This window comes from Nonlabens xylanidelens (genome assembly GCF_002934445.1).
In the GTDB taxonomy this organism is placed as follows: domain Bacteria; phylum Bacteroidota; class Bacteroidia; order Flavobacteriales; family Flavobacteriaceae; genus Nonlabens; species Nonlabens xylanidelens.
In genome coordinates, this window is the sequence record NZ_PTJE01000008.1 from 22,947 (window position 1) to 49,738 (window position 26,792).

Genomic DNA, 26,792 nt, shown 5'->3' on the forward strand with positions numbered 1-26,792 from the left:
TTTACGGAATTTCTTTTATTTTGTTTAAAATCACCTAAATTATAATTAAATAGATAATTTGAAAGCTTCTTTATTAAGAAATACATAGTTGATAAAGTGCGGCATCACGTTGTGCTGAAATAATAAAACTGCCACATTACGGTTTCCCTCAATAAAATGGTAAACCGATAGATTAATTTTAAACTCTTTAAGGAAGACGAGTTTAAAACATGGCATATTTTCTATCACATTGCACGATTAAAACGGCATCTATATACATGCGTTTTATAGATCTATGGAAAAGGATTTATACTATAAATTCTTATATTCACAGACCCCTAAAACACACTTATCCCTATAACGCTGGATAAGTGTGTTTTAGGGTTTTTAATTTTAAGTGTTTCGCTTTCGCGAAAGCGGTAACAACCACCAGCTATGAACAAAAAGAATCTATCGGAAAGAGATATTTGCACTAAATTTATTAATCCAGCAATTCAAAAGGCAGGATGGAATATGCGCACGCAAGTAAGAGAAGAGGTTTCTTTTACAGATGGTCGAATTATTGTGCAAGGTAATTTGCATACTCGTGGTAAAAGCAAACGAGCTGATTATATACTTTATTACAAATCAAACATTCCTATTGCGATTATTAAAGCAAAAGACAACAAGAAAGCCATTGTAGAAAAAATAAATGCTTTAATGGCTTTATGTGATGCGCTAGAGCAAGAAGTACAACAAAGCCAGCAACATAGCGAGATGATGATGCAAAGTGTTTTGAAGGAGGTTTTTGAGGATGGAAAAGAGGTTGAGGTATGATGATTTCAATTCTGAGCATAACAAATTGATGATAATTCAGTATAATTTAATTTGCTATTCATCGATAATTACTATTAAAATAACTATAATTACACCATAATTAACTTTAAAGTGAATATATTTGCCTCATTAATACGTATTAAAGGTTTAGAAAGTTCTAAGGTGACTTACTATTCTATAGTGTTAAATGAAATTACGCATGACGAGACAAGAAGTGAATTTTATGACTTTTTGAATCGCATGGAGCAATACAAAGAACATCTAGAAGATCTTAATAAGATCATTCTATTTTTAGAACAAGAAATAGGTAATAAATATGGAGCAAGAGAACATTTTTTTAGACCAGAGCAATTTCATAGCGACCTTACCGCATTACCACCTAATAAAGGAAAATTCAAAGCTTTATTTATAGGAACTCAATTACGATTATATACTTTACGATTGAATGAAAGTGTCGTCATCTTATTTAATGGTGGCGTTAAAACTGCACAAACGGCTCAAGAATGTACTAATGTCAGAGATTATTTTCTACAAGCAAATAAAATAGCTGGCATTATTGATGATTTAATAATAGAACAAGAAGAAATACAATGGAATCATGATTTTACAGATATCACGTTTTTACCAGATTTAAAAATAGAGTTTTAATTTACTTTTTTAAATCTTAACAACATTACATCTACTTATGAACGCATTACAAAGAATAAAAAACAGAATCACTCCAGAAGAAAAAGCAACTATGGCAAATAATATGGCTATAGCAAATCAAGTGCTTTTACTTTTACAGCGCAAAAGTATGTCACAAAAAGACCTTGCTATTAAGTTAGGTAAAAGTCCTAGTGAGGTAAGCAAATGGTTAAGCGGTTTTCATAATCTTACAACACCTACTATCTCAAAAATGGAGGTTGCGATAGGAGAAAAAATCATAATGACTTGTGATGAAGCGCAATCAAAGTATAGTAAATATGTTCAGCTTACTATACCTGTAAAACCATCTCAAGAAATTGATATGACAAATTTTACAGGTTTAGGAACGACACGTAGTAGGTCACTAGAAATAGCTTCATAATGGCAGCGGTTAAAATAATACCAGAAAAAATACATCTTCAAGATATTAAAACCATCAATGCAAAACTTGAACGCAGCCCAGATATAAATATAGTTGCTGGTGCTGAAGGTTTTGATTTAAGATTTGCTCATAACTTATCTTGGGATGATACAAATAATCGTGTTGCACTTACTCTATTAATAGAAGCAGACGCAAGGTCTACTAACAACGGTTTAATGGGGAAAGGTTTTTTTGAACTCTTATTCTTATTTCACATTGAAAATTTACAAGATTATTTGACTTCAGATAAAGATCTTGTCAAGATGAATATTTTGTTAGCAGCAACTCTGGTTGGTCTTTCCTTTTCAACTTCTAGAGGAATGCTTTTAACTTTCACTAGAAATACACTTTTTGAAGGTCTAATTCTACCAATTGTTAACCCTGTTAAAATTATTAAAGAGCCTAGTATCTAAAGGTTGTAGATTCTAACTATCCGGTAATAGTTTTATGACAAGACCACAAACCATACAAATATTTCTTCCAGACGGCTCACCAAGCAGTATTAAATAAGCAGAGCTGACTAATAGATTAGTCAAAACCATTTTGTTTCGTAGAAATAAGATGCAGCAAGTAGCAAAGAGATATTAGATCAGGCAGAGAATTTTAAAAGGAATAGATAAGAATAGTATTATGAGTGACTTCTACACAGGAGATAAATTAAATGATCTAATAGAAGATGTTTTTTTAAGAGCAAAAAAGGAAATCATCATTGTATCACCTTACATCAAATTAGATGATCAATATAAAAAAGTACTTGATAAAGCTACAGAAGATCATGATGTTCATTTAAAACTTTTGATAGGTAAAAATGAAGATGATATTTACAGAAGTATTTCTAAAGATGATTTAGAATATTTTAAATCACATATTAATATATCGATTCTATATGAGCCAAAATTACATGCTAAATGTTATATGAATTATAATGAAGCGGTTATAACTTCTATGAACTTATATGACTACTCTGCAAATAATAATGTAGAAGCTGGTGTTCATTTGAGAAAGGTCATGATAGGTAATAGCAACTCATTTATTTATTGTTATAATTCTTTTGAAAGAATAATAGAAGAAGCACATTGTCTTTTTATTCAGCGTCCACTTTTTAAGAAAAAACTATTTGGTCTAGCTAAAGACTTTCATGGAGCTAAAACTTTATACGACATCACAAAAGATTTTGATAGTTCTTGTCCTAACTATAAGAAGGTATCTATAACTACTTTTCACGATCCTGTAGTGATTAATACTCAAAGTGATGAGGCAACATTAGAACGAAGAAGAAAAAAACCTGTAGATAAATTATCAACTGCAACCAGTAAAAATGTTCATCTAGTAAAAAAGAAGAGACTCTAGATTTTGGGTATTGCATAAGAACAGGAACGCAAATACCTTTTAATCCTGCGCAACCACTTTCTAAAGAGGCGTACTATGAATGGAACAAATGGGAGAACATGTATTATTCTGAAAACTACTGTCATCAAACAGGAGAGAATAGCTATGGTAAAACATCCATGAGATATCCTATACTCAATTCAGATTATGAGAATAAAGATAATTTTCGTCGTGATTTAAGAATTTTGTAGAAGGATTAAAATTCACTTTTTAACTTGTCAACCATAATTAAATAACGCTGCTATCATTAGGATAGCGGCGTTGTTTGTGGACTCCAAGCGACAGATATCGATTTTTTTGACTCACGATATTGAGTTAATTATTTCAACGTCAAACAGTTTTAAAATGTAAAGCAAGCACTCATTCTTTCTATTTCTGCTCTTGATAGACCTATTTTTTTAGCGAAAACTTGCCAGCTAGAAACAACATTAAGAATACGGTCGATAATTAATTGGGCATCTTCTTGATCCAATCTAAAGTAGGGCGCTACAGAAAGCGCTAAATCTAAATTTTGAGAGTTATCCTCACTATCTATATTCAATTTAAGTCCATTACCGCCTTCTATGGGATTAATGTCATACGCTGGTGATAATATCCAGCCTGCATCTGTGAGAATAAAACCGTGATTACGTAAATGATCATCGGTGTTAGAAACACAAATATTAAAGACGATGCGAGTCCATAGTTTTATTAAATCTTCATCTATTTTTGCACCATTTTTCATCAAAAACTCTACAAGGTCTAAATAGCTTACGCCGTCTTGATGGTCTACACCATCGGTATAGCCTAATAAGGTCATGGCAGAAGCAAAATGAATGCGTTGCCCATCTGCAGTTCTATCAAAACGTTTAGTAATGAAAGTATGTTGATGGTGCGAAAATTTCTGTATTCTGGACTCGGCCATATCAATACCACACTGTATAGCCATTTCATATATAAGCTGTTCCCAGGCACCAATATCTTTATCATCATTACCACTAGGGAACTTTGCTATCCACAAGGAACCGTCTGTATCTTGAACATTAGCTTTTGGTCTAGCACCACCAAGAGAAGAACCTGGAGCCATTAACATATTTAACCATTGTAAATACTCTGGATCATCTGGTGCATCATCTCGTTCTAATTGTAAACTAGCATATTCTAAATCTCTTAGAGCTGTCCAAGGTGGAGCAGACATTTGTGCATTGTCATCTAGAAATGCTCCATCTATAGCTGTTTTAAAACGTAGTGCTCCCATTCTATTAGCATCAAAAACACCAAGAACATAATCAGACTCAAAAAGGTTACGTTGTTTACGCTCTTCCTTTCTAGCTAATGCTGCTTCTTTTCTCCTCATTAATAATCTTCCCCAGCGATCTGGAGATGAGTCTAGAAAAATGCCAAAATTGGACTTATCAACATTTAAATATTGCGGTCCAGAAAACAGTTGTAAATCTGGATCGATAGCTGTAGCTTCTTTGAGTTTTAACCATTCTGCATTGTACTCAAATGAAAATAGTTCTTTTCCTTTATTGAGAGAAGCATATAATATTCCCATTAAGGTAGGCTCATTAAAACCTACCCAGTGAGCATAGACTAATATTTCTCTTCTTTCTGCACTCATTATTTATTGTTTTTCTTTGGAGCTCGTTCTTTAACTGTTAAATCAGCATCTTGAATTTTTCGCCCTAAAACATCATCATTTGCTACCGTTAAGAGATCTTTTTCTAAACCTAGAACTAGTAAGGTTTGCAAATAATTACCCATAGATACAGACCCTTTGCCTTCTTCAATTTTCCAAAGTGTAGACCTACCAATGTTTGCTCTTTCGGCAACTTGTACTGCACTTAATTTTCTACGCAATCGTGCCAAGCGGATATTTTCTCCTAATTGAGAGAGAATTTTCTCTGCTTTTGGTAACAATATTGTTTTCTTTTTAGTCATAATGTTTCATATAAAACACAAATATACTGTTATTGGTTTCATTTATGAAACATTAATATCGATTTATTAATAAGTGTAAGTAAGGAGAGTAGTATTAACATTATATAAAAAAAACCTCATAATCTGTTGATTATAAGGTTTTGTGGAGTCGGAGAGAATCGAACTCTCGTCCAAACGAGCGAATTCATCGCTTTCTACATGTTTAGTTCTTAATTAATTTCAGTCGTAAAGCCGGTCAAGAACTACCAATTTTACGCTTGTCTTCAATTGAGTTTCTTCTCACCATCAAAGCCCTGATGAGAATAGATTTACTTTTACGAAATCTCAAAATCAGTCGCCGTAAATCAAGGCTCCTGAGAGATTTCCTGCTTGTCTACCTAGTAGACCGAGGCACTATCCTACTGTAATTCGGATTATGCAGCTAGGGCGTAGTTATTCTCGCCGTTTAAAAAAGTTTGAAAAATGAGATTTAAGAGCTGTTTCCCAGCGCTCTACATGCTTACAATCAAGTCGGTCTCGCTGTCAAAACCAGTCGACCCCATTTTTTTTCATTCTCATTAATGATAAAAAGAAAATGAATCACCTGTTTTAAAATGCTCGTATAAAACTTACATTTCAAAACACGGATGGCAAATATAAGAATCTACCACACATACTACTGTAAAAACTATGCCAAATACCTACATAAAAAAAATCCCAGTTAATTAAAACTGGGATTTAAAATTGAAACTAGTTAAACAGACTAATAGTCTCAATCGAGGGGAAAGCTATTACTTCACTCGTATTACTTTACGATAAGTAAGTTATCTGTAGAAGTAGGATTTAATGGGCAAAAATATACGTACTCACCTTTTTCTAATTTTGTCGCATTAGAATGTTGTGTACCGTTATTTGCAACTTGTTCTGTTACATAAGCAGTTTTAATGTGGTTTTTCGGATTAGAAATATCTTGTCCTTTTTTTACAAGTACAAAACCTACATTGTGACCTACGTTGTTGTTTTTAATGTCAAATACATATGTACCAGCGTCTACCGTAATTTGTTTTTGTACAAATTCTCCAGTTACTTGTTCTAGAGCGATAGTCTTTACCGTCTGGTCCATCATTTTTTCTTTCATCATTTTATCTTGAGCTTGTGATGTCATACCCATTCCTAAAGCGATTACTACTAGTGTTATTAATTTTTTCATGATTTATTTATTTTAATTATTGTTTTTATTTACATGGCAAAGATGCGACGCTTTACCAGTGCGATATTGGGTCTTTTTTCCCTACTACTATTCATTTTTTCCCTACTCGTAATCTTTGGCCTATTTCCTTATCTTGCTGCAATAAAACCAAGCCCATGAAATTTGCGATCATAAGAGAAAGAAAGAGCCCGCCGGATAGAAGAGTAGTCTTTACTCCAGAGCAATTGAGTCGTTTAGATCTCGCTTTCGCGAAAGCGGAATTTATAGTAGAATCCTCACCGATAAGAATCTTTCCAGATAGTCAGTACGCATCTCATGGTATTGCAGTACAAGAAGATGTAACTGCGGCTGATGTTATGATAGGTGTAAAAGAAGTACCTAAAGAGGCGCTGATACCCAATAAAAAGTATTTTTTCTTTTCTCATACTATTAAAAAGCAACCTTATAATAGAGAGTTGCTTAAAACCATACTGGATAAAAAAATAGAACTGTATGATCATGAAACCATTACTAGAGAAAATGGTGCGCGATTAATCGGTTTTGGTAGATATGCTGGTATAGTAGGAGCGTACAACGGTTTTAGAGCACTAGGTTTGCGAGATGGTTTATATGATTTACCTAAGGTAGAATCCTTGCCAGATTATGCAGCTCTTAAAGCACAATTAAAAAGTATTAAAAATTTATTGCCAGCTATCAATATAGCAATGACAGGTAATGGAAAAGTTGCCGGTGGTATTCTAGAGATTTTACAAGAGCTAGAAATTAAAGAATTAAAGCCTAAAGAATTTTTACAACTAGGTCAGTTTAAAAATGATCAAACTACTTTTACCATACTAGACGTAGAAGATTATTATACTCGCAAAGACGGTTTACAGCCTACTAAAACAGAGTGTTATAATAATCCTGAATTACTGGCAAGTGATTTTGTGAAATTTGCCAAAGTGACTGATATGTTAATCACTGGGCATTTTTATGGAAATAACGCACCTTATTTGTTTACAAGAGAAGATGCAAAACAATCTGATTTTAAAATAAGCCTAGTGGCAGACGTGAGTTGTGATATAGATGGTCCTATTGCATCTACTTTAAGACCTAGCACCATAGCCGACCCTATTTATGGTTATGACGCTCAAGGTGAAAAAGAGGTCGAATTTAAAACTCCAGGATCGATTACGGTCATGGCGGTAGATAATTTACCATGTGAGTTACCTAAGGATGCGAGTGAAGGTTTTGGCGAGATGTTTGAAAAGTATGTGATACCGTCATTTTTCAATGGCGACAAAGACGGTATTCTAGAGAGAGCACAAATGACAACTAGTGATGGTCGATTAACGGAACGCTTTTCTTACCTGCATGATTATGTGTATGGAGAGCAGACTAAGTTCTAAAAACTATAACTTTTCTCTTATATGGTATTAAAACACCTGAGCATCTATTTCAAATAGATGCTCAGGTGTTTCTATGGATTATTCTTTCAAAAGTAATGTTGATTATGTCATCTATAAATTGATGAGGACTCTATATGTTTAAGAATTGTTTGTGGATTCATGTAACGTTCTTTCTTTTTTTCTAGTGTATTATTATGTGATGTTCCTTTCCATTCTGTGATGTTTAATTCTTTTCTAACAAATTTACTCCAGCTGTATAGTTGGTATCCTAATCCATGATTAATAGAAGTAAGGTCTGTTTGGAATTCAAAATCATCTACAAACTGATTATTAAAAAGTTGAAGAGATAAGCCTATTAATTGCAGGCTAGTTGTTTTTATATATTGTGTAATATGTCCCAATTCATGCCCTAAAACACCTACTTGAGCATTAAATGGCAGGTTTTTAAATAAAATGGGTGAGAACTTAGAAGAAGTCTCTGTACTTATAGTGATAACGTGAGTTCTGTTTTTCTTTCTTTTAAAAACATGAGTAATACGTGGTCTAGAGGTAAGAGGTGTGTTCCTTTTTTTGAATCTAAAAACAATTTTTATATCCTTTAACTCTGGATAATAAGATAAAGCCAGTAATACTTGAGGCCTTATTTCTTCTGGGATAACCTTATTTATTTCATAAGAACTATAGTCGACTTCATTAAAGTCGTTTAATGCTAGTTGTTTTTTAGGTTGTTGGGCATTAATTGAAAAGCTAAAAATAAATAAGATTAATGAGATTAATTTATTAAAGCTTTTCATGGATTAAATTTTGAACATGTATTGTATGTTAATAGAACCTATGAAATCTTGAGCTACATCATTACCATCAGTAATTACATTGATCTCACGACCGAATCCTAGTGCAAGTCCTAATCGCGATGTTTCATTAAGGTTAAAAAAATAACCGCCTTCTAACCATGGTTGAACGACTAGTATGTTTGTGTTTCCAATAGTTTCAGTAGGTAAGCCTAGGTTATTTTCCCAATCTATTGATAGATACCATAAATCTATATTTGCACCTATGAAAAAGTCTCCCTTTTTAAACTTAAAATATTTACGATAACCTACAGAACCTCCAAAGCCAGATCCTTCCTCATGATCATTTTCTTCACTGAAATCTTGACGATCTGTTAAATTTGCTCCTATTCGATATACAAATGACGAATTCTCATTTGTAAAATGCTCTAAATTTATTGTAGGGATAATACCGGCAGGATAAGCCTGTATAGAAGCACCTAGATAATTGTTCTTATTTACATTATCATTTTGCGCATGAGATATGCATGTTAAAAATAATAGAGTTACGATAATTAAGAAGTTGGTCTTTTTTTTCATGGTTAGATTGATTTTAAACGTTTTTCTAATAAGCTATTATCTTTAAGCATCTTAATACCGTTTTTGTAACTTAGATATCGATGTCCTTTTTTATGATTCATCACACTGATTTGAAATAGAAAGTTCCAATGCTTTATAATTTCACTCCAGGCAAAGAATATAGAATGTTTAGGGTCATAAATATGGGTAGGTTCACTGCCAGCTCCATTAATCTCAATGATGCTAAAATTTTTACCTAGACTTAAATCTTCATAAGAGGTAAGCCTGATATCTAAACGACCGTAATGTAGGTCAGGTAATTGTAAACAAATAGTATCTATGATAGTTTCCATTTGTTCATTTATCTCATGAGAGTCATCTATAAATTTTGCACCACGAGTGTGACTTCCGAAAGGTACTAAAATGAATTCCTCATCTTTTTCTAAGACCTTTCCTAGATAGGAACCGTACTTCTTTTTAAGAGAAGCTAGTTGAAAATGCGCTCTAGGATTTTGCTTTATTAGATCTACAATAGGAGTAGTTCCATCACCAGTTACGGTTAAGAACTCTTTTGCAACAATACCTGTTATACGGCCTTTTTTTTCATTGGGTTTTCTTACATAAAATAAGCCTATTTCTTTAGGGTAAGTAATTAATTCTTGAATCAAGAAATCTTGTTCTATTTTTTGAGAATAGAGATTGAGTTGTCCTAGATTTTCTATTTTTTCAACACCTAATGCTTTTAATCCTATATCAGGTTTTGCAATGAGTGGATATGTAAAGCCTGATTTATCAATGCAATCTTTTATTGTTGATATACTACTATTGCTTTTTAAATAAGCTGTAGTTGGATAATGTTCGAGAGGCATCATATCATAGATGTCTTTCTTAGATTCCATTGCCATACCACCATTTTTTATTCTAGGATTAGAAACGCTGAAGAAAAAAAACGATCTCGCTCTCATTGCAAAATAAAGCCATACAGGGAATATAGGATAATATATAAACTGCATAGGCCAGTACTCCCAATGGAGAACACGGTATAGTTTTAATTTTAAATAACTCATCTATTTATAAAGTCATTAAAGGAGGATGTGTTGTTAGTTGCATAGAACTCGTTTTGTTGTTAATAAGATCGTGATGATCCATAAATGATATGTTAGATTCCACAATTGCTTGTGTTACACTAAAAGTTTTTAAGCCAGTCTTGCGCTCTATTACAAAACCATTCTCAAGATCATTAGATGTATGTGAATGGAAGTTTAAAATAGATTTTTGACTTAATCTTTGTTGAGTTATAAAATCGTTGAATAATTTCTCTCTTTTTTCACGTACTTCATTATTATATAATGTAGAAGATGACCATATGTGAGATGAGTTAACATCCATATCTTTAATATGTCTGGAGTCTCCATCCCAACGCATTTCTATTAATTTTTTATTTTCATAAAGAACTAATGTAAAGGGCTCTATGTTTTCTAAATTAATTAATCTTAAATAATCTAATGAATGTGGTTTACTTATTAAATCTATTAAGATTAATCCTCGACTACGAGCATAATTACCTTTAGATTCATGCTTTTTAAAAGCCCCATTAAGAAGCACACCTACTGTGCCATATTCATTAATAGCATACCAAGTACCACCAGCTTTAGGATCTTTAGGATATATTAATGTAACACCAGATGATACTTCTTCTTTAGGTTGAAAAGACAGAGGTCTTGAAATGTGCTCATCCCTATTTGAAGTTATGATACATTTATCTTTAAGGGGTATGAAGCTTACTGTACACATTGTTTTTTATGTTCTATTGTAGATGGAGCTACACCAAAGGAAGATGGAATATCAATACAACAAAAATGTTTGATACCTATCTTAATAAGCGCCTTATGGTGTATAGTATGTTCTAAATTGTACAAGACTTCTCTGTAATAATTAGATTTGATTGATATTTGATCTTTTCCAAATATTTGAATAAGCATCATGTCCTTATCCGGACGTTTTAATGTGTTTTGTATAGCGGTTATCTGTTCTATTGCATAGTGCAAATCTTCCTCTATATGCTTATTACGCTCTCTTTTATCATAACAAACTTCATCTTCTTCATAGCCATTAAGCAAACATTGATAGAGTTCAATTATATGTCTCGTATGTTGTCCGATAGTAGAGTTAAATAATACGTCACAAGGTTGCGAAAAATGTTCTACAGTTAATTGTTCTAGAACTGACTTAAATTGTTCTAGTGTATTTAAAGAAGATTTAAACATGATTTTTCATAGATTTTAAATGCTTTTTATAAAATAATACCATTAAATAAATGGCAAAGCATATGTAGATTAACCCTAAAATGAGAGATACAATATAATTATATTGTTCAAAGTCTTTAAAGATATAATGGCCTATAAATATAAATAGTAATAATGCGGTTAGTGTGCCCAATCCAATACCTATAAGATATGAAGAGATAGATACAGTAGTTACCTTTAAAACCTTACGTTCTAACATAATTTTATTCCATCCTATCCAATAAGGAAATTGTAATGGATTTAGAGCGCTTAATAATAAACCTAGTAAAAAGGATGACTTTATTTCAGGAAAGAAAATGCCATCAGTTTTAATGGTAGTAATTTCTTGAATGGATCTTAAAATGTCTATTGCTAGATAGACAAGTAGGGCAATAGCGATAGGGTAAAGGTAGTAAGATAATTTACTATTAATTCTTATTCGACCAGCTGCAAATAAACATATTCTTACTACAACAATTTCTAAAGAAACTACAGCAATTGTAAATAGTAGAGCATCACATAAACCTTTAGTTATAGCTATTTTAAATGCGGTAACATTTAATACTCCTAATGGTAACGCACCAATGAGACTTACTCCATATCCAGAGCTGAATGTTTTGAATTGCTTTTTCAAACTTAATTATTTTTACTCAAGTAAATCTTCCAGTTAGAGTTAGCTTTAGTAACTAAATCTTCAGGAGATTCTTCAAGCCAACTTTTTAAAGTATTATTTCCCCATTGATTATAAAACAAATATAATTTTTCATTTCTTATCTCATAAGTTTCTGGATCTACTTTAATCGCTTTACCATCTTGAGCCATAGCATATGCACAATAACCACCATATTGAGGAATGTACTTTAATGGATTAAGTTTAAATAATTCTAAATTTGAATTACTGGAAAAAAGAAAAGTCGTGTCGTCATAAATATAAGAATGATTTTCATTACCTGGAATAGGTTGTTTTTCAAAATAACTTACCAGATCATAACCTTCTATAGCCACATTGTTTAATGTATAATATTTGCCAGTAGAAGTGCTAGCGCACCCTACAAAAAGTATGAAGGTTAAATAAATTAAATTTCTCATCTAGAGTTATTGCTAAAATTCCATAGTGTAAGGATATTTAAAAAATATCTCAAAAAGTTAACAGAATGCACATTATTTTAATAAATCAGTAAAATTCTTTATTAATCCTTTAGGACGATAGATAAAGTGTATCCATAAAAATTAAAATCTTTTTCTTTTAAAAATAATCATGCAGTATATTTATAAGCCTTTAATTTCAGTCATAGTAAAAGATTGTTTATCAGGTATTCTATCTTTTGGGATAATTTGATTTTATTTCTGAAACCTTAAAGTTTTCTCTAGTATAATAACCATTATAAAACCTAGAGTGTACATGAGCATATCCCACCAAGAAAAACTTGTACCTATAACTATACGGGCAAATTTGTTTTCTTCTAGTCCTAATAGATTCACTAATTGTAAATATTGTGCTGTTTCTACGGCATAGCTAAATAGTAAGGTGGCTATCGCACCGGTCCATACTTTAATTTTACTACAGGCCATGACTATGGCATAGATCAATATCACTACAAGTAGATCACCTAAATAAGGTCTTACAAAATTATCGTGCACATAGCGTTCTATAAGTATTTCTATGGTTAATAGAAATACGGCAGCAGCTATGTAGAGTGATTTTTGTTTACGGTGCAGTTTTAGTAACAATGGTGTTGTTTTTGAAAAGTGAAAATATAACGATTAAAAATAAGCTCATACTCATAATAAGCAACCATGCTTTTTGATTTGAAAAGGGATGTATAAAAAGATTTCCCATGTCATAAAATAATTTTTCTGGACGTTGTATAATGTCCCAACTATTCCATCGCAATACACGTCCTAAATAAATGCCATAACCGCACAGTGCAAGAATAGTATATTCAAAAAGTGAGCGGTATTTTGAGGTAGTAATCCAGCCTTTTTGTTGGAGAACGGCGCTCATATCTCTCAGGCTTAAAAATCCTAGATATAATCCTGTAATGGCAAAACTAACTAGCATTAATACTTCATAAACCATCCACTCACTACTCGCATGTCGTACATGAATTAAATCGGTAATGATGTAAGGCGCGTTAGGTAAAAAGGCGAGCCATAATATGCCAGTAAGAATGATGTTTGTTGTAGATACGCTTTCGCGAAAGCGTAACCTAACCACCATTAAATAAGGAATAAAAGCAAGAAACAAATTCCAGATTAAGAAAAGTAAAAAGAAGTCGTGTGTAATTTTCATGCGCAATGCGAGTAGAAAAACACTTAATAGGGTCAGTAAACTAACTTGTTTAAACTCTGTAAACCGATGTGAGATAAATTCTTTCATTTTATAAACGTGTGTATGTGGTGACAATGTGAAAATAAAACAGGGCGATAGGTACGTTAAGTAATAATACATAACTGCTGAAAAAGAACTCTTTGATACTTAATTTACCTGTCAATAATTGTATAAAAACGCTTAATAGTATTAATGAATTAAACGGAACGGCTATTACCAGAAAACCAAATCCTAGGACGGCAAATACATTATTTGCCGTGATTAAATACAATCCTAGGATTAGGGTTCCTAATGCAAAAGAAGCCAGAGCAAACTGTATCGATAATCTACAACTAGCAGTCAGTTTATTGGGCAACTTCATGCTGGTCTTGTTTAATTTTATAGGCGATGTAATTAAACTCTTGCCAGTTGCGATTTAAAAATTTAGACTCATAATATCTATCGCGACTGCTACCACTGCGGTATACTTGTTTTGTGTACTCTTCATATAGGCCATGATCTTTAAGGACTAGCGCATTTTGAGGCAATAGACTCTCTAGATAAGGACGGTCTACCTGTTGTACGTTAATATTGTGGTCGGTAATTATAGCAGACCAATTAATAAGGCCGTAGATAGCGATGACTGTATATCCTATGGCCATGTTGCGTCTTATTAAATAAACAAAGTTTAAACGGTAACTAACCTTTAAGTATGTTGTGACTAACCCTATAATGGTAAGTAGTAAATACACCAGCACACCTATACGTTTATGGGTTAATCCATGGTCTGTTATATAAGCATAGTTCTTAATGAAGATACTTATTACTAGTAAGGCGTTAAGAGCTATCCAGCTATAGGTTAACATTCTCAGTTTTTCATTGTTCTTGATAAAATTTAGGTCTCCGCGATATATAAAAGCTATTACACCTATGGCTAGTATAATACTGACTATTGAGGCATAAACACCTTGATGTACTGCGTCAGATAATACGCTTGCTTTGCTAGAACCGGACATGTTGGTTATAAATAAAACCTCAGTTATTAAAACAACTACTAGTAAGATGTTAAGACAAATGATAGAGATAAAGCCTATTTGCTTTTCGTTTTTTACAGTGAGCAGTTGTAGATCGTTTAATTTTTTAGGAGCCAGTTCATTTGGGTAATTGATATCCTGATCTGTAATTTCGATTATAGGTTGCGGCGATTGAATATTTGCCATAATTAAAGCGCCTAAAGCTGCGGTAAACACCCAGAATATATCAATAAACGATAGGTCTATAGCCGTAAGGAAATCACTGAAAACAGGATTTGCTGTACTATATAAAAGAGTAAAGACTACTACTAGAACTAGAGGAACAAAAATCACTTTAACTAGTTGTCCTACATCTACGGCTTTTTTAGGTGTTGTGATTTCAGGTTCTTCTATTTGATAAAAAAACGAATGAAAAACACCTAAAACAGTATTGTAAATTCCATTGAGCCAACTCAAATATATACTGGTTTGATGACTAGCAACATAACCTATAAATAATAAGGTACTTAGAAAATAACCAACAATACTCCATGCAGAACCATGAACAGCTATTGCGGTAGCACTGGCCAGCATTCCTAATGCACTTAATATAATGGTGCTTTTTAATAGTATTTGATGCCTAGAAATAGCTAATGCAATGATGAGAAATAGGGAATAAATGAAGGCGTTAATTCCTAAATCTTGTGTGTAAAATAAGGTCGAGAATACGATCCCGCCTAGAGTGATGATAATTGTTTTTTTCATGGTTTTAGTTTGAAGTGATACTAATGGGTTTGATAAGAGATATAGGAGAGTATAAATTTTGTTTAAAATCTATATCATGAATAGGAGATGCTTTATGTCCTGCCTCGATGGCATGAATGAATAAGCTGTATTGATCTACATAAAGAATGACACCTACGAGCATGGCAAGCAGTACAAAAGGACTGCGCTTTCCATTGCCCCATAACCAGTATTGCATAGCTATTTCTTGAGCGGTATCTATTCTATAACCTGTAAGAACATGAAAGACATCGTGATCTTCACATCTAGGTTGAGGTTCTAATTTATGTTGAATTAAAAAGCAGCCTAAGTGATATCCTAAACTATCTGGCGGATAGGAGAGTAGTTGCTTAGAATGCACATTCCATGACGAACCTGTTTTAAATCTTATATAAACCGTACTGGCTAGCTCAAAAGAAAAATTAACGAAGACCTCTCTGTATAGAATTAAAGTACTTTGAATTTCAAAGTAAAGGTGTAAAAAAAATGTTTTCTTGATTTTGGGTATGTGTGATGGATTCTTCATGCTGTTTTAATTTGGGTTATAGTTTTTGATCCGAGTCTTATGGGCAGTACAACTAAATCAGTTTTATTTCTAATTTAAGTTTCACAGATATCTCACTGTTTAATGTTATGGAACAGATACTTGCTTTTAAGTATTCATATATCTTTAACCACTTATTAATTTTTCCAACGCCTCGATGTGTTTTTTAAACTCTAGTTTACCTACATCTGTAGCGATATATTTAGTGTTCGGTTTACGACCTATAAAGCTCTTTTCTACTCTTATGTATGCCTCTTTTTCAAGAGCTTTAGTATGACTGGCCAGGTTACCATCTGTCACATCGAGTAGCTCCTTGAGTTCTTTAAAATCGGCATGATCGTTTACTACGAGCACAGACATAATGCCTAGTCGTATACGGTGATCAAATGCTTTATTTAGTTTGTTTATGAGACTCATGAGTCGGTTTACTGCTTTGTAATATTCATTAACTGCTCATCATAGCGCACAGCTTTTTTAACTGGTGCTGTTAGATCTACTACGTAATTACGGTAGTTATCACTGCTGTCAAAAATACCATTACCATTTACATCTTTTTGAGTTTGAAAATATAATTTATCATTTTCTACTATAAATCGCTGACCGTTAAATTCCTCAAAATCTTCTGTCAATTTTGTGAAATTTGACCCATCTAGATCACTTATGAATAAAGCTGATAAATCATTGTGATTAAGTTTTTTATCTTTATTAGTATCTAGATTATGACCCTTATACAGGACAAATTCTACACGAGGATTATTCTCTAACTTATTATATATAGTTGCGCTAGTAATAGTAATCTCTTCATTGATCACATTAATTTTATTACCGGTTTGTATATCTTCTACTATAAACCCTGCATATTCACCAGAAAAAGTATAATTGTTATAAGAAGTAGATGCTGCTCCATAGGATCCATACCTACTTTTACTAATAGAAAAATCGTCATCAATAGCTACACGTTTTATAGCGATAGCATGATACAAATACTGAGTACTATCTATATGCACTGGTAGTTTTAAAACCTTTATAGCTGTAGAATCTTTTTTTATTGTAAAATCTTCTGCACTTTCTACGGTGTCGTTTATTGCAACAGTAGTTTTCTGTTCTGTATCACAAGACATGAATAACAGCCCTATACAAAGAATGAATACTGTTTTATTAAAATGTTTTTTCATGGTGTAATTTTTAATTCTTAAAACTGAAAGCTTCACTACTATTTATCATACTTATAATACATCACTGCACCATAAATGATGTGACACAATCCAAAACCAGCTGTCCAGAAATACAATCCGTAGCCTATATATTGTGTGTTGATTAACCCTAAAATTGCACAGCTCAAGCCTAAGTACTTTACCGTTCCCAAAGTGAATTGTGCTGCATTCATGCAGGCTAGTCCATAAAAAACTAACATGGCTGGCGCTACTAGACCTATTAAATTATATTGTAATAAAGCCAGTGTAAATAACGCTCCTATATTAAGAGGTACCATAAAATTAACGACCAGTCTTATAGACTGTTTGGTCCATACTTTTTGTTTGTGTTTTGATGCTTTTGCCTTAGTGAGAAAAAATGCAGTAAGTACAGCCATGAATAAAACGATAGCCGCCACAACTACTATTTGTAAAGATGGATTTTGATCCCATGGGGTAGTGGTGAGCCTGCTAAGAGTGTCTCTTGTACCATTTTCTCTCGCTTTTTCAATGATAAAGTACCCAAAAACACCACCTATCAATGCATAAATACCTGCCATGACACCACTCATACCTGATAAAGATATAAATCTGGTAGATTTATTCATGAGCGATTTAATCTCTTTAATGTCGTCTAGATATTTATCTGTTGTCATAATTAAAGTACTTTGAAATACAAAGTAAATGTATTTCAGGATAGTATGAAAGCTTTTTATTATTTATTTTAAGTGGAGTAAAGTTTGTTGAGATCTCGCTTTCGCGAAAGCGGAATAACTTCTAACTTTAAACCATGAATCCAGCCGAAGAGTATATCAATAACAAACCAGAGCCGTATCGTGCGGTAATGCTACACTTGCAGTTTTTAATAGAATCAAATTTTCCTGAGATGCAATTGAAGTATAAATGGCACATGCCTTTTTATTATCTAGACGATAAAACGATGTTTTGTTTTTTTAATTTTAGGAAGACCTTTGTTGATTTGGGACTGAGTTATGGAGATAGGTTGAGTAATCAGCACGGTGTTTTAATGGCTGGAGAAGGTAGAAAAATGTTGAGATCTCTAAGATTTAAAAATCTAGAGGATATCAATGACACTATTATTATTGAGACTTTACAAGAGTTAAGTGTCATACGCAAATCCATGAAAAAGAAATGAGTAGAAGTAAATGGATCTTGCTGGTTGTTGTGTTTTTAATCTTTACAACTATTACAGCGATAGTGGTCATGGAGCGTTACTCGTACCACAATTCTTCTAGAAAACCGACGAATGCTTATTTGCATAGCCGTATTAAAAAATATAAAATTCAAGGGATAGATATCTCACACCATCAAGGAGAGATAGATTGGGAAGAGATAAAACATCCTGATACTACACAAGAATTAAAATTTGTGTTTATAAGAGCCACAGTAGGAATAGATAGCGATAATCGCTTTACAGAAAACTGGAACGGCGCTGGTAATACACAATTATCACGAGGCGCATATCATTATTACTGGAGCGATGTAAATAGTACCACGCAAGCAAATCATTTTATAGAAACGGTAAAACTAGTAAAGGGAGATTTACCTCCTGTGCTGGATATAGAAGATATAAGCTCTATTCAAAATGTAACCTCGTTAAGAAAAGGATTGAAAAACTGGATACAACTAGTAGAAGATCATTATGGAGTAAAACCCATTATTTACACAGGTGATAGTTTTTATAATTCTTTTCTAGAACCAGACAGTTATTTTAAATCGTATCCTAATATATGGATAGCAAATTATAATCGTGTGGATTTACCTGACGCAGACTGGGATTTCTGGCAGTATACAGATCGAATGCCAGTAAATGGGGTAGAAACCTTAGTAGATGCAAATGTGTTTAAAGGATCTCAAAGTAAATTTAACGCCTTGCTCGTTCCTTAACTTTGAAATCTAATGAATTGCACATAAAAAAAGGCTTCTTGATTTTACAAGAAGCCTTTAATTAAGAATAAGTATTTATTTCTAGTTGAACGCAACTAGAACACCATCTACTGTTTCTTTAGTGTTTTTTGCATTTGTTGCAATTACTTTACTGTCGTCAGTACGTATGATTTGTAAATCTTTAATTTCTGTATCTCCAGTGTCAACGATAGCACCTTGTTTTACAAGAATTACCATTTTATTTTGATACTTGAATTTTGATAACGTTACTTTAGTATCTCCTGTTACAGAAAGAGCTGTCAAATCATTTGTGTAGATTCTGATTTTTAAGTCTTCAATTTTAGCATTAGAATTTTGCTTTATTGTTAAGGACTTACCTTCTGTTGAAATACTTAGATCTTGAGTGTCTTTATTGATAGCAACTTGATTTTTTGTAGAATAAACTATTTCTACCTGTGCATCGGTATCAATTTTGATTTTTGAGAAGTTACTTACTTCTTGAATAGATTGTGCAGTAGTTAAACCTGCAAAAAGAATAACGGTTAATAAAATTAGCTTTTTCATGTTTTAAAGTTTTAAGTGTTAATAGCTTACTTAATAGACATGCAAATATCTCTTTTGTTTCATCGTTGTGTAAGAGCTTTACAATTTGTTCACGTTATTATGTGAAATTAGCAACAAATGAAATGTTAAACACCTTATTTTAGTGAGGCTCAGGCGATTTGTTAAAAGTTGTTAAAATGTTTAAAATATGCAGTTTACACCTTTTTATTACAATAAAAGTGAGCGCATTTAGGTGGTAGAAAACTATCAAAACGGCAGATTTAAGCTAGTTCTATTCTATTTAACATAATTTTTAATGTTACTTTTTGAGAATAATAAGCACAAAAAAGCGGTGCTATTTAATAAGTTAAATAGCACCGCTTAATAAATCAAGGTTTTTGTTAAAACGAATTAATCGTTTTTCTAATAGTAACTAATCTAGACAATAATCCTTCTAAATGTTTTAAGTCTAGCATGTTTGCACCATCACTTTTTGCATTTGCAGGATCAAAATGAGTCTCTATAAAAAGCCCATCTACGTTATTTACAATTCCGGCTCTTGCTATAGTTTCTATCATATCTGGTCTACCACCGGTAACACCACTAGATTGATTAGGTTGTTGTAAACTATGCGTTACGTCTAGTACAGTAGGAGCAAACTCTCTCATGGTAGGAATACCTCTAAAGTCTACGATCATATCTTGATAACCGAACATAGTACCACGATCTGTGATCCATGCTTTATCACTACCAGAATCTTTTACTTTTTGTACCGCATGTTTCATAGCCTCAGGAGACATGAACTGACCTTTTTTAAGATTTACTACTTTACCAGTTTTTGCGGCTGCGACCACTAAGTCTGTCTGTCTAACTAAAAAAGCAGGTATTTGTAAAACATCTACATACTGCGCTGCTAGAGCGGCATCGCTTACCTCATGGATATCGGTAACTGTAGGTATGTGAAAAGTTTCAGAAACCTTACGTAATATTTTTAAAGCCTCTACATCACCTATTCCAGTAAAACTATCAATACGACTGCGGTTTGCTTTTTTAAAACTTCCTTTAAAAATATAAGGAATCTTAAGATCGTCTGTAATTTTCAAGACTTTTTCTGCAATGCGCAGTGCCATTTCTTCACCTTCTATGGCACAAGGTCCAGCAAGTAAAAAGAAATTGTCTGAATCTGTATGTTTTATGTTAGGTATTTTATTAAGTTCCATAAATGCTTTTTGTTAGTTTTTAACGATAACTTCTCTACCGCTTTCTTCCCATTTGGTTATACCACCTTTCATATCATATATGAGAGTAAAACCTTTGTCCTGCAAGATTTTTGCGCATCTAGCGCTTTGACCACCTTTATTACAATACACTAATAGAGGTTGGGTTTTGTCCATAGTGTCTAGATAGGAATTAAGATCGTCATTTTCTACCTCGATATTTACAGCATTTTTGATGTGCTTCTCAGTAAACTCTGACTTAGTTCTTACATCCACGACCTTTACACCTTCTACAGCGATAATTTCTTCAGCTTGTTGTATAGATACTTTATTAATGGTACCATCTTTTTCTTCTACACAGCTGTGAAATGCTAGCGCTAGCAGTAATACAATAATGAAGTTGAGTAACCTTTTCATTATGATTTCATTGCAGTATCTCCATCCCAGTTACTAAAACCTCCTGTTAGATTAAATGTATTTTTAATCCCAAGTTGTTCCATAACCTGACAGGCTTGCATGCTGCGACTACCAGCACGACAGTAAACATAATAATTTTTATCTGCGTCCATTCCATTAACGGCCTCCATAAACTCTTGTGGTTTAAAGATGTCGTAATGTAGCGCATCAGGAATCATACCTTCACTCACCTCGTCATCGGTACGCACATCTAGTATAATAGAATTATCATCTTGAGCTGTTTGCTCTTTCCACTCTTGGTTATTTAAATTTGTCATAATTTATAGGGAACAGCTGCTCGTAGCAACTATTTTTTGATTTTTTAGATTTGTTTTCTTGATTGCTCCGTATCCACCTTCTACATTTACCATATGTGGTATACCGTTAGCTGCAGCTATACTAGAAAAAATTACCGAGCGATAACCACCAGCACAATGTACGTGATAGGTATCTTGAGAATTAAGTTTTTTCACCTCTTCATGAACTAAGTCTAGAGTATGCATAGGCACATTACCTATGTGGCCAGCTTCATATTCTCCAGGTTTGCGACTGTCGATAGGATTTTTAATACTGCCATCTTCTAGGCCGTCTATAAAATCTTGAGCCGTAATATTTTCTATTTTAGAAATTTCGTTCTCACTATTTTTCCAAGTATCAAAACCACCTTCTAGATAACCTTGAGCATTATCATAACCTACTCGAGCAAGTCTAGTCACTGTTTCTTCTTCTCTACCACTAGGTGCAACGATTATTATCTTTTGATCTATGTCTTCAATAAGAGCTCCTATCCATGGAGCAAACTGTCCATCGAGACCTATAAACCATGATCCTGGAATAGAGCCAGCGGTGTATTCTTGTGGTGATCTCACATCTAGAACTAGATAGTCATCATCTTCAGCCAGTGCTTTAAAAGAGTTCAGTTTAAGTGGAGTGATTCCTCTAGCGATAATCTCATCTATGCTAGAATTTACCCCTTTATTCATGGATACGTTCTTTGGAAAATAGCCTGGTGGAGGCGTGATACCGTCGGTTACTTCTTTTATAAAAGCCTGCTTGTCCAGTTGTGGATTAAGCGCATAGTTGGTCTTCTTTTGATTACCTAACGTGTCGCTAGTTTCTTTACTCATGCTTTTACCACAAGCGCTACCTGCACCATGTGCTGGATATACAATCACGTGATCTGGTAATGGCATGATATGATTTCTAAGAGAGTCGTATAAATGACCGGCTAGATCTTCAGTAGTTAGATCTGATTTTGCAGCAAGATCTGGTCTTCCTACATCGCCTATAAATAGAGTGTCTCCACTAAAAAGCGCTTGTTCCTTTCCTTCGGCATCTCTTAATAAATAGCAAGAAGATTCCATGGTATGTCCAGGGGTGTGCAGTAATTGAAGAGTTATGTCTCCTACGTTAAAAGTTTGTAGGTGTTCCGCTTTCGCGAAAGCGTAACTAGTAACAGCATTAGGCCCTATTACAATGGTAGCACCTGTTTTATCTGCTAGATCTACATGACCAGAAACAAAGTCTGCGTGAAAATGTGTCAGAAAAATATACTTAATCTTTACACCATCTTGTGCTGCACGATCAATGTACTGTTGTACTTCTCTTAAAGGATCTATGATTACAGCCTCACCATTTGAAGCGATATAGTAGGTTCCTTGAGCGAGACACTTCGTATAATACTGTTCAAGAATCATTAGTTAAATTTTATGCAAAAATACGATTTATAACGCTCAGAAATGTAAAAAGCCCATGAGTACATCATGGGCTAGTATAGAAATTAATTATAGTTGTTTACTTAATGCGACACCCTATGGCTGTTGAGGTGGTTACAGCTATTTTTTCTCCACGTATTAGAGACTGCAGGGCGTCTTCTAGATAGTTGTTTTTCACTGCATTTTCATCGTGATAATTATCATCTATCGCACCGATATATTTAACGATGTTTTGATCTCCTTCTTTTTTAAGTAAGAAAACATGTGGCGTTTTTGTGGCGCCGTACTGTGGGTAAATCTTCTGACCAGCATCTACTAAATAAGGAAAGGTGAACCCTTTTTGCTTTGCTCTAACCTTCATTGCATCAAAACTATCTGAAGGATATTCATCAGGATTATTGGGGTTAATTGCTATTACCGGATAGCCAAGGTTTTTGTATTTCTTATCTAGTGCAATAATGCGATCTTCATATGCGACACTGTACGGGCAGTGATTACAGGTGAAGATGACCATAAAGCCCTTAGCATCGTCATAATTTTTAAGGGAAACTTTTTCTCCATCTATGTTTATTAGTGAGAAGTCTGTTGCAGCATCACCTATATGATATCCTTTAAGAACAGTTGCTTTTTCTTTTACAGGAGTTTGCTTTTTATTTTGATTAGGCACTGGACGCTCAGCAAATAGGTTAGTACGCTCGTGCGTATCTAACATGCCCGACACTACTGCGATGGCAATGGCGCCTACCACCGCGACAGTTAAGATTTTTAAAGTTTTCATAAGAATTCCTTTATAGCTTTTTCTAAATCAGCTTTTGATAAAGCTTTATTATAAAATTGTTTTTTATTTTTTGAAACGATTAAAGTCACAGGAATTGCACCATCCCAATGCTGGTCTACTATGGGTATCCATTCTGCAGCATATGGGTCGTCTAATAGGAGGACCGTAGATTTAATTTCTTTCTTTTTAAGAAATGGCTCTACGGCAGTTTGAATATTTTTCTTTTCGTCTAGAGAGATAAATATCATATCTACATCTTCTAGGTAAGAACTTCCTATACTTTCAAAATAAGGTAATTCTTCTACACAAGGTGCGCACCATGTGGCCCAAAAGTTAATCACTTTAACCTTATCACCAGGTAAAACTGTTTCTCTAAGACCGTCTTGACCAATAGCTGTAACTGTTGCTATAGGTCTGTTGTCACAGGCTGTGCAAATAATTAGGAGTACAAAAAGAGTTAGTAACTTGTTCATCTAAACAAATATAGCGCTGTGATCGAATAATTAATCATGGTTTAACTATTCTTAGCTATGTTTTAGAAAAAATATAACATTTTAAATGTCAGAAACTTCTTGTAATCAGGATTTAATACGTGATTTCATAAGTTCTACGACCTTATAAGCAGCTGGACAAATACTCGTATTCTTAACGGTAAGTGTACCTATTTGATAAATTTTTCTTCTATCTGTATGTGGGTACTCTCTACATGCTTTAGGTCTTACTTCATAAATAGAGCAATAGTTATCTGCACCTAAAAAATGACATGGAGTTTGTTGTAAGACATAGTCTTGATCTTCATCTACTTTTAAAAACTGATCGATGAAGTCACTAGGTTTCATTCTGAAGTGTTTTGAAATTCTATTGATATCTATATGCGTAAAAAGTGGGCCAGTAGTTTTACAACAATTGGCACACTTTAAACAATCAACTTCTTCAAATACCTCGTTGTGTATTTCTTGAACTGCGCCGTCTAGACCTTTAGGTTTTTTCTTGCGTAGTTTTTTAAAGTAATCTGTGTTTTCTTTTTTGTTTTGCTGCGCTAGATGTGGCAGTTTCTTAAGAAAATCTTCCATTAATTACAGCTAGGCATGTGCATAGAGCTTTGATAACCTTGCTCTTTAAGTTGGGTGGTAACAGAGCAAATTAACTCTCTAGACCAGTATACACTTGCACTTTCTTTTGCTTTATTAATTTGAGCAATACGCCCGAATAGTTTTAATCCTGTATTAGATTTTTTGAAAGTTTGCAATTCTGCTCTTTGACTATCTGTCATTCCTTCTCTGTTTTTTCTGTATTGGATACCAGTATCAGAAGAGTAGAACTTAATCAAATTGCGTAGGTCTTCTTTATCTTCAAAAACAGCACGGTATTCTGATGCTAGAATTCCTTTAAATTTTGCAACAGATGCATTTTTGTTGGAGTAAAATTTTTGCCATGTGTCTGCTGGTACTTCTTGAGTTTGATAGGCATCTTGTACCATTTTAACCATACCATCATAAGCACCTTCATATTCTGCATCAATACCACTGACAGAAAAGTATTCCATCATTAGAGATTGATAAGATTCTTTTTTCTGCGCGCTGGCAAGAGTGGTTACAAATAATAAAGCTAGTATGAGTTTAAAAGTATTTTTCATATTATAAATGTGTTGAGGACAAAAATAATTTTAATGGAGCACTATAGGTGAGTATTTATTCTTTTTATTCTGTTAATCGGTATAAGTAGTGGTTATAGCGATAAAGAGTTGATAAATCACGTTAATGAGTGTAATTTGATTTTATTCAGTGCCTTCAATTCATGTGGTAAGTTATAATAATAAAAATGCCTGTCTAGAATTATAATACTTTCTAGACAGGCACTTTGTACAAAACTCTTGTTGATTATCTGTTTGCTGCTCTGTGACGTTCTCTAGCAAGCAACGTGTTTTTTAATAACATGGCGATAGTCATAGGGCCTACACCACCAGGAACAGGTGTGATGTAACTAGCTTTTTTTGATACGTTTTCAAAATCTACATCACCAGTGATATAATAACCACGCTCACGAGAATCGTCTGGTACGCGAGTAATACCTACATCTATAATAACTACATCATCTTTTACCATTTCTGCCTTTAAGAATCCAGGAACTCCTAATGCTGTTATGATAATATCTGCTTGTGAGGTAATTTGAGTAATGTTCTTTGTATGACTGTGTGTAAGGGTAACTGTAGAGTTACCAGGAAATCCTTTTCTACCCATTAAGATACTCATAGGTCTTCCTACTATGTGAGATCTACCTATTACCACGGTATGTTTACCTTGTGTGTCTACACCATAACGATCTAATAATTCTAGAATACCGAATGGTGTTGCAGGGATAAAAGTACTCATGTCTAGTGCCATTCTACCAAAGTTAGTAGGGTGGAAGCCATCAACATCTTTATCTGGATCTACTGCCATTAACACTTTTTGAGTATCAATTTGTTTAGGTAAAGGAAGCTGTACAATAAACCCATCTATTTCTGGATTATCGTTTAACTTTTTAATTTCTTTAAGTAGCTCTGTCTCGCTAGTTGTGTTAGGCATGCGCACCATAGTGCTTTCAAAACCTACACGTTCACAAGCGCGTACCTTAGAACCTACGTATGTAAGACTTGCGCCATCATTCCCTACGATAACAGCTGCTAGGTGAGGTACCTTCTCACCGTTATCTTTCATTGCTTGAACGGTATCTGTGATCTCGTTCTTAATATCATTACTTGTTTTCTTTCCGTCGAGAATAATCATAAGTTGTGTGTGATGGTTAATTCCGTTGTAAAATTGGTTAATAAGAGTGAAATTAAGAAATTTAATCGTCTACACTTATTATCTACTTGTTAACGATAAGGTTTGCGTTACTATATAAATGAGATAAAAAAATCCCA

The 26,792-nt window shown here is 33.5% G+C and carries 35 protein-coding genes, 1 other RNA gene and 1 pseudogene; 8 read left to right on the forward strand and 29 right to left on the reverse strand.

What is annotated here, in order from left to right:
• Positions 1 to 414: 414 nt before the first annotated feature.
• The 5 genes and pseudogenes from LY01_RS15405 to LY01_RS13275 all read left to right on the forward strand — a co-directional run.
• Positions 415 to 657 (forward strand): annotated as a pseudogene (locus LY01_RS15405) (hypothetical protein); the annotation flags it as partial.
• A 249-nt stretch (positions 658 to 906) separates the two neighbouring features.
• Positions 907 to 1,443 (forward strand): hypothetical protein, encoded by a 537-nt coding sequence (locus LY01_RS13255; RefSeq protein WP_104516407.1) that lies wholly within the window; start codon positions 907 to 909, stop codon positions 1,441 to 1,443.
• Positions 1,444 to 1,480: 37 nt separating this feature from the next.
• On the forward strand, positions 1,481 to 1,864 hold the full coding sequence (locus LY01_RS13260; RefSeq protein WP_104516409.1) for a helix-turn-helix domain-containing protein: 384 nt from the start codon (positions 1,481 to 1,483) through the stop codon (positions 1,862 to 1,864).
• The gene (locus tag LY01_RS13265) at positions 1,864 to 2,316 is read left to right on the forward strand and encodes a hypothetical protein (RefSeq protein ID WP_104516411.1); all 453 of its coding nucleotides are present in this window, start codon (positions 1,864 to 1,866) and stop codon (positions 2,314 to 2,316) included. Before LY01_RS13260 ends, LY01_RS13265 begins: the two co-directional genes overlap by 1 nt.
• A gap of 217 nt (positions 2,317 to 2,533) precedes the next feature.
• A complete protein-coding gene (locus tag LY01_RS13275; RefSeq protein WP_104516413.1) occupies positions 2,534 to 3,253 on the forward strand; it encodes a phospholipase D family protein in 720 nt (239 codons plus the stop codon).
• A gap of 379 nt (positions 3,254 to 3,632) precedes the next feature.
• On the opposite strand, the gene LY01_RS13280 is transcribed toward LY01_RS13275, so the two are convergent.
• The 4 genes from LY01_RS13280 to LY01_RS13295 form a co-directional block, all read right to left on the reverse strand.
• A complete protein-coding gene (locus LY01_RS13280) occupies positions 3,633 to 4,895 on the reverse strand; it encodes a type II toxin-antitoxin system HipA family toxin (protein ID WP_104516415.1) in 1,263 nt (420 codons plus the stop codon).
• Entirely contained in the window at positions 4,895 to 5,215 is a 321-nt protein-coding gene (locus tag LY01_RS13285) for a helix-turn-helix domain-containing protein (RefSeq protein ID WP_104516417.1), read from the reverse strand. Before LY01_RS13285 ends, LY01_RS13280 begins: the two co-directional genes overlap by 1 nt.
• Positions 5,216 to 5,355: 140 nt before the next feature.
• Positions 5,356 to 5,755, reverse strand: a transfer-messenger RNA (tmRNA) gene (gene ssrA / locus LY01_RS13290).
• 244 nt (positions 5,756 to 5,999) lie between these two features.
• Complete coding sequence (locus LY01_RS13295) at positions 6,000 to 6,404, reverse strand: plastocyanin/azurin family copper-binding protein (protein WP_104516419.1); 405 nt, start codon at positions 6,402 to 6,404, stop codon at positions 6,000 to 6,002.
• A 155-nt stretch (positions 6,405 to 6,559) separates the two neighbouring features.
• Here LY01_RS13295 and LY01_RS13300 point away from each other — a divergent pair, with 155 nt between their 5' ends.
• The gene (locus LY01_RS13300) at positions 6,560 to 7,792 is read left to right on the forward strand and encodes an NAD(P)-dependent oxidoreductase (protein ID WP_104516421.1); all 1,233 of its coding nucleotides are present in this window, start codon (positions 6,560 to 6,562) and stop codon (positions 7,790 to 7,792) included.
• Between the two features lie 107 nt (positions 7,793 to 7,899).
• Here LY01_RS13300 and LY01_RS13305 read toward each other — a convergent pair whose 3' ends face one another.
• From LY01_RS13305 to LY01_RS13370, 15 genes are all read right to left on the reverse strand, one after another.
• Positions 7,900 to 8,586, reverse strand: coding sequence for a hypothetical protein (locus LY01_RS13305; RefSeq protein WP_104516423.1), 687 nt, complete (start codon positions 8,584 to 8,586; stop codon positions 7,900 to 7,902).
• Between the two features lie 3 nt (positions 8,587 to 8,589).
• Complete coding sequence (locus LY01_RS13310) at positions 8,590 to 9,162, reverse strand: hypothetical protein (protein ID WP_104516425.1); 573 nt, start codon at positions 9,160 to 9,162, stop codon at positions 8,590 to 8,592.
• A gap of 2 nt (positions 9,163 to 9,164) precedes the next feature.
• On the reverse strand, positions 9,165 to 10,208 hold the full coding sequence (locus LY01_RS13315) for an ATP-grasp domain-containing protein (protein WP_104516427.1): 1,044 nt from the start codon (positions 10,206 to 10,208) through the stop codon (positions 9,165 to 9,167).
• A gap of 4 nt (positions 10,209 to 10,212) precedes the next feature.
• On the reverse strand, positions 10,213 to 10,935 hold the full coding sequence (locus tag LY01_RS13320) for an NRDE family protein (RefSeq protein ID WP_104516429.1): 723 nt from the start codon (positions 10,933 to 10,935) through the stop codon (positions 10,213 to 10,215).
• Positions 10,923 to 11,408, reverse strand: coding sequence for a DinB family protein (locus LY01_RS13325; protein ID WP_104516431.1), 486 nt, complete (start codon positions 11,406 to 11,408; stop codon positions 10,923 to 10,925). The genes LY01_RS13320 and LY01_RS13325 overlap by 13 nt, the downstream gene beginning before the upstream one ends.
• A complete protein-coding gene (locus LY01_RS13330) occupies positions 11,401 to 12,060 on the reverse strand; it encodes a LysE family transporter (protein ID WP_104516433.1) in 660 nt (219 codons plus the stop codon). The genes LY01_RS13325 and LY01_RS13330 overlap by 8 nt, the downstream gene beginning before the upstream one ends.
• A 2-nt stretch (positions 12,061 to 12,062) precedes the next feature.
• Positions 12,063 to 12,515 (reverse strand): YHS domain-containing (seleno)protein, encoded by a 453-nt coding sequence (locus LY01_RS13335; protein ID WP_104516435.1) that lies wholly within the window; start codon positions 12,513 to 12,515, stop codon positions 12,063 to 12,065.
• A gap of 252 nt (positions 12,516 to 12,767) precedes the next feature.
• The gene (locus LY01_RS13340) at positions 12,768 to 13,157 is read right to left on the reverse strand and encodes a ribosomal maturation YjgA family protein (RefSeq protein ID WP_104516437.1); all 390 of its coding nucleotides are present in this window, start codon (positions 13,155 to 13,157) and stop codon (positions 12,768 to 12,770) included.
• Positions 13,135 to 13,806, reverse strand: coding sequence for a DUF1361 domain-containing protein (locus LY01_RS13345; protein ID WP_245890740.1), 672 nt, complete (start codon positions 13,804 to 13,806; stop codon positions 13,135 to 13,137). Before LY01_RS13345 ends, LY01_RS13340 begins: the two co-directional genes overlap by 23 nt.
• A 1-nt stretch (position 13,807) precedes the next feature.
• Positions 13,808 to 14,119 (reverse strand): hypothetical protein, encoded by a 312-nt coding sequence (locus tag LY01_RS15045; RefSeq protein WP_105023043.1) that lies wholly within the window; start codon positions 14,117 to 14,119, stop codon positions 13,808 to 13,810.
• Positions 14,103 to 15,515 (reverse strand): DUF4153 domain-containing protein, encoded by a 1,413-nt coding sequence (locus LY01_RS13350; RefSeq protein ID WP_104516439.1) that lies wholly within the window; start codon positions 15,513 to 15,515, stop codon positions 14,103 to 14,105. Before LY01_RS13350 ends, LY01_RS15045 begins: the two co-directional genes overlap by 17 nt.
• A 4-nt stretch (positions 15,516 to 15,519) precedes the next feature.
• The gene (locus LY01_RS13355) at positions 15,520 to 16,059 is read right to left on the reverse strand and encodes a hypothetical protein (protein ID WP_104516441.1); all 540 of its coding nucleotides are present in this window, start codon (positions 16,057 to 16,059) and stop codon (positions 15,520 to 15,522) included.
• Positions 16,060 to 16,203: 144 nt separating this feature from the next.
• Positions 16,204 to 16,494 (reverse strand): winged helix-turn-helix domain-containing protein, encoded by a 291-nt coding sequence (locus tag LY01_RS13360; protein WP_104516442.1) that lies wholly within the window; start codon positions 16,492 to 16,494, stop codon positions 16,204 to 16,206.
• Positions 16,495 to 16,502: 8 nt separating this feature from the next.
• Positions 16,503 to 17,252 carry a hypothetical protein gene (locus LY01_RS13365; RefSeq protein ID WP_146080436.1) on the reverse strand — a complete coding sequence of 250 codons (750 nt, stop codon included), beginning with the start codon at positions 17,250 to 17,252 and terminating at the stop codon, positions 16,503 to 16,505.
• 38 nt (positions 17,253 to 17,290) lie between these two features.
• Positions 17,291 to 17,926 (reverse strand): hypothetical protein, encoded by a 636-nt coding sequence (locus LY01_RS13370; protein WP_104516446.1) that lies wholly within the window; start codon positions 17,924 to 17,926, stop codon positions 17,291 to 17,293.
• 134 nt (positions 17,927 to 18,060) lie between these two features.
• On the opposite strand from LY01_RS13370, the gene LY01_RS13375 reads away from it, so the two are divergent.
• A complete protein-coding gene (locus LY01_RS13375) occupies positions 18,061 to 18,426 on the forward strand; it encodes a DUF1801 domain-containing protein (RefSeq protein WP_104516447.1) in 366 nt (121 codons plus the stop codon).
• On the forward strand, positions 18,423 to 19,178 hold the full coding sequence (locus LY01_RS13380) for a glycoside hydrolase family 25 protein (protein WP_211289301.1): 756 nt from the start codon (positions 18,423 to 18,425) through the stop codon (positions 19,176 to 19,178). The genes LY01_RS13375 and LY01_RS13380 overlap by 4 nt, the downstream gene beginning before the upstream one ends.
• 81 nt (positions 19,179 to 19,259) lie before the next feature.
• Here the strand turns inward: LY01_RS13380 and LY01_RS13385 are convergent, their stop codons facing one another.
• From LY01_RS13385 to LY01_RS13430, 10 genes are all read right to left on the reverse strand, one after another.
• Complete coding sequence (locus tag LY01_RS13385) at positions 19,260 to 19,742, reverse strand: GIN domain-containing protein (RefSeq protein WP_104516451.1); 483 nt, start codon at positions 19,740 to 19,742, stop codon at positions 19,260 to 19,262.
• A 380-nt stretch (positions 19,743 to 20,122) separates the two neighbouring features.
• Positions 20,123 to 20,941, reverse strand: a complete 819-nt coding sequence (gene kdsA / locus LY01_RS13390) for a 3-deoxy-8-phosphooctulonate synthase (protein WP_104516453.1) — start codon at positions 20,939 to 20,941, stop codon at positions 20,123 to 20,125.
• A 12-nt stretch (positions 20,942 to 20,953) separates the two neighbouring features.
• Positions 20,954 to 21,355 carry a rhodanese-like domain-containing protein gene (locus LY01_RS13395; protein ID WP_104516455.1) on the reverse strand — a complete coding sequence of 134 codons (402 nt, stop codon included), beginning with the start codon at positions 21,353 to 21,355 and terminating at the stop codon, positions 20,954 to 20,956.
• Positions 21,355 to 21,672, reverse strand: coding sequence for a rhodanese-like domain-containing protein (locus LY01_RS13400; protein ID WP_104516457.1), 318 nt, complete (start codon positions 21,670 to 21,672; stop codon positions 21,355 to 21,357). Before LY01_RS13400 ends, LY01_RS13395 begins: the two co-directional genes overlap by 1 nt.
• 3 nt (positions 21,673 to 21,675) lie before the next feature.
• Positions 21,676 to 23,091 (reverse strand): MBL fold metallo-hydrolase, encoded by a 1,416-nt coding sequence (locus LY01_RS13405; RefSeq protein WP_104516459.1) that lies wholly within the window; start codon positions 23,089 to 23,091, stop codon positions 21,676 to 21,678.
• A 97-nt stretch (positions 23,092 to 23,188) separates the two neighbouring features.
• The gene (locus LY01_RS13410; RefSeq protein WP_104516461.1) at positions 23,189 to 23,887 is read right to left on the reverse strand and encodes a thioredoxin family protein; all 699 of its coding nucleotides are present in this window, start codon (positions 23,885 to 23,887) and stop codon (positions 23,189 to 23,191) included.
• Positions 23,884 to 24,360, reverse strand: coding sequence for a TlpA family protein disulfide reductase (locus LY01_RS13415; RefSeq protein ID WP_245890741.1), 477 nt, complete (start codon positions 24,358 to 24,360; stop codon positions 23,884 to 23,886). Before LY01_RS13415 ends, LY01_RS13410 begins: the two co-directional genes overlap by 4 nt.
• 105 nt (positions 24,361 to 24,465) lie before the next feature.
• Positions 24,466 to 24,960, reverse strand: a complete 495-nt coding sequence (locus tag LY01_RS13420) for a YkgJ family cysteine cluster protein (protein ID WP_104516463.1) — start codon at positions 24,958 to 24,960, stop codon at positions 24,466 to 24,468.
• Positions 24,960 to 25,523, reverse strand: coding sequence for a DUF2059 domain-containing protein (locus tag LY01_RS13425; protein WP_104516465.1), 564 nt, complete (start codon positions 25,521 to 25,523; stop codon positions 24,960 to 24,962). The genes LY01_RS13420 and LY01_RS13425 overlap by 1 nt, the downstream gene beginning before the upstream one ends.
• 244 nt (positions 25,524 to 25,767) lie before the next feature.
• Complete coding sequence (locus tag LY01_RS13430; protein ID WP_104516467.1) at positions 25,768 to 26,655, reverse strand: bifunctional 5,10-methylenetetrahydrofolate dehydrogenase/5,10-methenyltetrahydrofolate cyclohydrolase; 888 nt, start codon at positions 26,653 to 26,655, stop codon at positions 25,768 to 25,770.
• Positions 26,656 to 26,792: the final 137 nt, after the last annotated feature.

Bases quoted from the DNA above. Each gene is read 5' to 3' on its own strand.
- LY01_RS13320 (WP_104516429.1), bottom strand. From the start codon at position 10,935: ATGTGTACAGTAAGCTTCATACCCCTTAAAGATAAATGTATCATAACT.
- LY01_RS13305 (WP_104516423.1), bottom strand. From the start codon at position 8,586: ATGAAAAGCTTTAATAAATTAATCTCATTAATCTTATTTATTTTTAGC.
- LY01_RS13360 (WP_104516442.1), bottom strand. From the start codon at position 16,494: ATGAGTCTCATAAACAAACTAAATAAAGCATTTGATCACCGTATACGA.
- LY01_RS13410 (WP_104516461.1), bottom strand. From the start codon at position 23,887: ATGAAAACTTTAAAAATCTTAACTGTCGCGGTGGTAGGCGCCATTGCC.
- LY01_RS13325 (WP_104516431.1), bottom strand. From the start codon at position 11,408: ATGTTTAAATCTTCTTTAAATACACTAGAACAATTTAAGTCAGTTCTA.
- LY01_RS15045 (WP_105023043.1), bottom strand. From the start codon at position 14,119: ATGAAGTTGCCCAATAAACTGACTGCTAGTTGTAGATTATCGATACAG.
- LY01_RS13430 (WP_104516467.1), bottom strand. From the start codon at position 26,655: ATGATTATTCTCGACGGAAAGAAAACAAGTAATGATATTAAGAACGAG.
- LY01_RS13405 (WP_104516459.1), bottom strand. From the start codon at position 23,091: ATGATTCTTGAACAGTATTATACGAAGTGTCTCGCTCAAGGAACCTAC.
- LY01_RS13395 (WP_104516455.1), bottom strand. From the start codon at position 21,355: ATGAAAAGGTTACTCAACTTCATTATTGTATTACTGCTAGCGCTAGCA.
- LY01_RS13380 (WP_211289301.1), top strand. From the start codon at position 18,423: ATGAGTAGAAGTAAATGGATCTTGCTGGTTGTTGTGTTTTTAATCTTT.
- LY01_RS13375 (WP_104516447.1), top strand. From the start codon at position 18,061: ATGAATCCAGCCGAAGAGTATATCAATAACAAACCAGAGCCGTATCGT.
- LY01_RS13345 (WP_245890740.1), bottom strand. From the start codon at position 13,806: ATGAAAGAATTTATCTCACATCGGTTTACAGAGTTTAAACAAGTTAGT.
- LY01_RS13420 (WP_104516463.1), bottom strand. From the start codon at position 24,960: ATGGAAGATTTTCTTAAGAAACTGCCACATCTAGCGCAGCAAAACAAA.
- LY01_RS13300 (WP_104516421.1), top strand. From the start codon at position 6,560: ATGAAATTTGCGATCATAAGAGAAAGAAAGAGCCCGCCGGATAGAAGA.
- LY01_RS13260 (WP_104516409.1), top strand. From the start codon at position 1,481: ATGAACGCATTACAAAGAATAAAAAACAGAATCACTCCAGAAGAAAAA.
- LY01_RS13275 (WP_104516413.1), top strand. From the start codon at position 2,534: ATGAGTGACTTCTACACAGGAGATAAATTAAATGATCTAATAGAAGAT.
- LY01_RS13280 (WP_104516415.1), bottom strand. From the start codon at position 4,895: ATGAGTGCAGAAAGAAGAGAAATATTAGTCTATGCTCACTGGGTAGGT.
- LY01_RS13335 (WP_104516435.1), bottom strand. From the start codon at position 12,515: ATGAGAAATTTAATTTATTTAACCTTCATACTTTTTGTAGGGTGCGCT.
- LY01_RS13425 (WP_104516465.1), bottom strand. From the start codon at position 25,523: ATGAAAAATACTTTTAAACTCATACTAGCTTTATTATTTGTAACCACT.
- LY01_RS13370 (WP_104516446.1), bottom strand. From the start codon at position 17,926: ATGACAACAGATAAATATCTAGACGACATTAAAGAGATTAAATCGCTC.
- LY01_RS13350 (WP_104516439.1), bottom strand. From the start codon at position 15,515: ATGAAAAAAACAATTATCATCACTCTAGGCGGGATCGTATTCTCGACC.
- LY01_RS13285 (WP_104516417.1), bottom strand. From the start codon at position 5,215: ATGACTAAAAAGAAAACAATATTGTTACCAAAAGCAGAGAAAATTCTC.
- LY01_RS13295 (WP_104516419.1), bottom strand. From the start codon at position 6,404: ATGAAAAAATTAATAACACTAGTAGTAATCGCTTTAGGAATGGGTATG.
- LY01_RS13310 (WP_104516425.1), bottom strand. From the start codon at position 9,162: ATGAAAAAAAAGACCAACTTCTTAATTATCGTAACTCTATTATTTTTA.
- LY01_RS13415 (WP_245890741.1), bottom strand. From the start codon at position 24,360: ATGAACAAGTTACTAACTCTTTTTGTACTCCTAATTATTTGCACAGCC.
- LY01_RS13400 (WP_104516457.1), bottom strand. From the start codon at position 21,672: ATGACAAATTTAAATAACCAAGAGTGGAAAGAGCAAACAGCTCAAGAT.
- LY01_RS13355 (WP_104516441.1), bottom strand. From the start codon at position 16,059: ATGAAGAATCCATCACACATACCCAAAATCAAGAAAACATTTTTTTTA.
- LY01_RS13265 (WP_104516411.1), top strand. From the start codon at position 1,864: ATGGCAGCGGTTAAAATAATACCAGAAAAAATACATCTTCAAGATATT.
- LY01_RS13365 (WP_146080436.1), bottom strand. From the start codon at position 17,252: ATGAAAAAACATTTTAATAAAACAGTATTCATTCTTTGTATAGGGCTG.
- LY01_RS13385 (WP_104516451.1), bottom strand. From the start codon at position 19,742: ATGAAAAAGCTAATTTTATTAACCGTTATTCTTTTTGCAGGTTTAACT.
- kdsA (WP_104516453.1), bottom strand. From the start codon at position 20,941: ATGGAACTTAATAAAATACCTAACATAAAACATACAGATTCAGACAAT.
- LY01_RS13315 (WP_104516427.1), bottom strand. From the start codon at position 10,208: ATGAGTTATTTAAAATTAAAACTATACCGTGTTCTCCATTGGGAGTAC.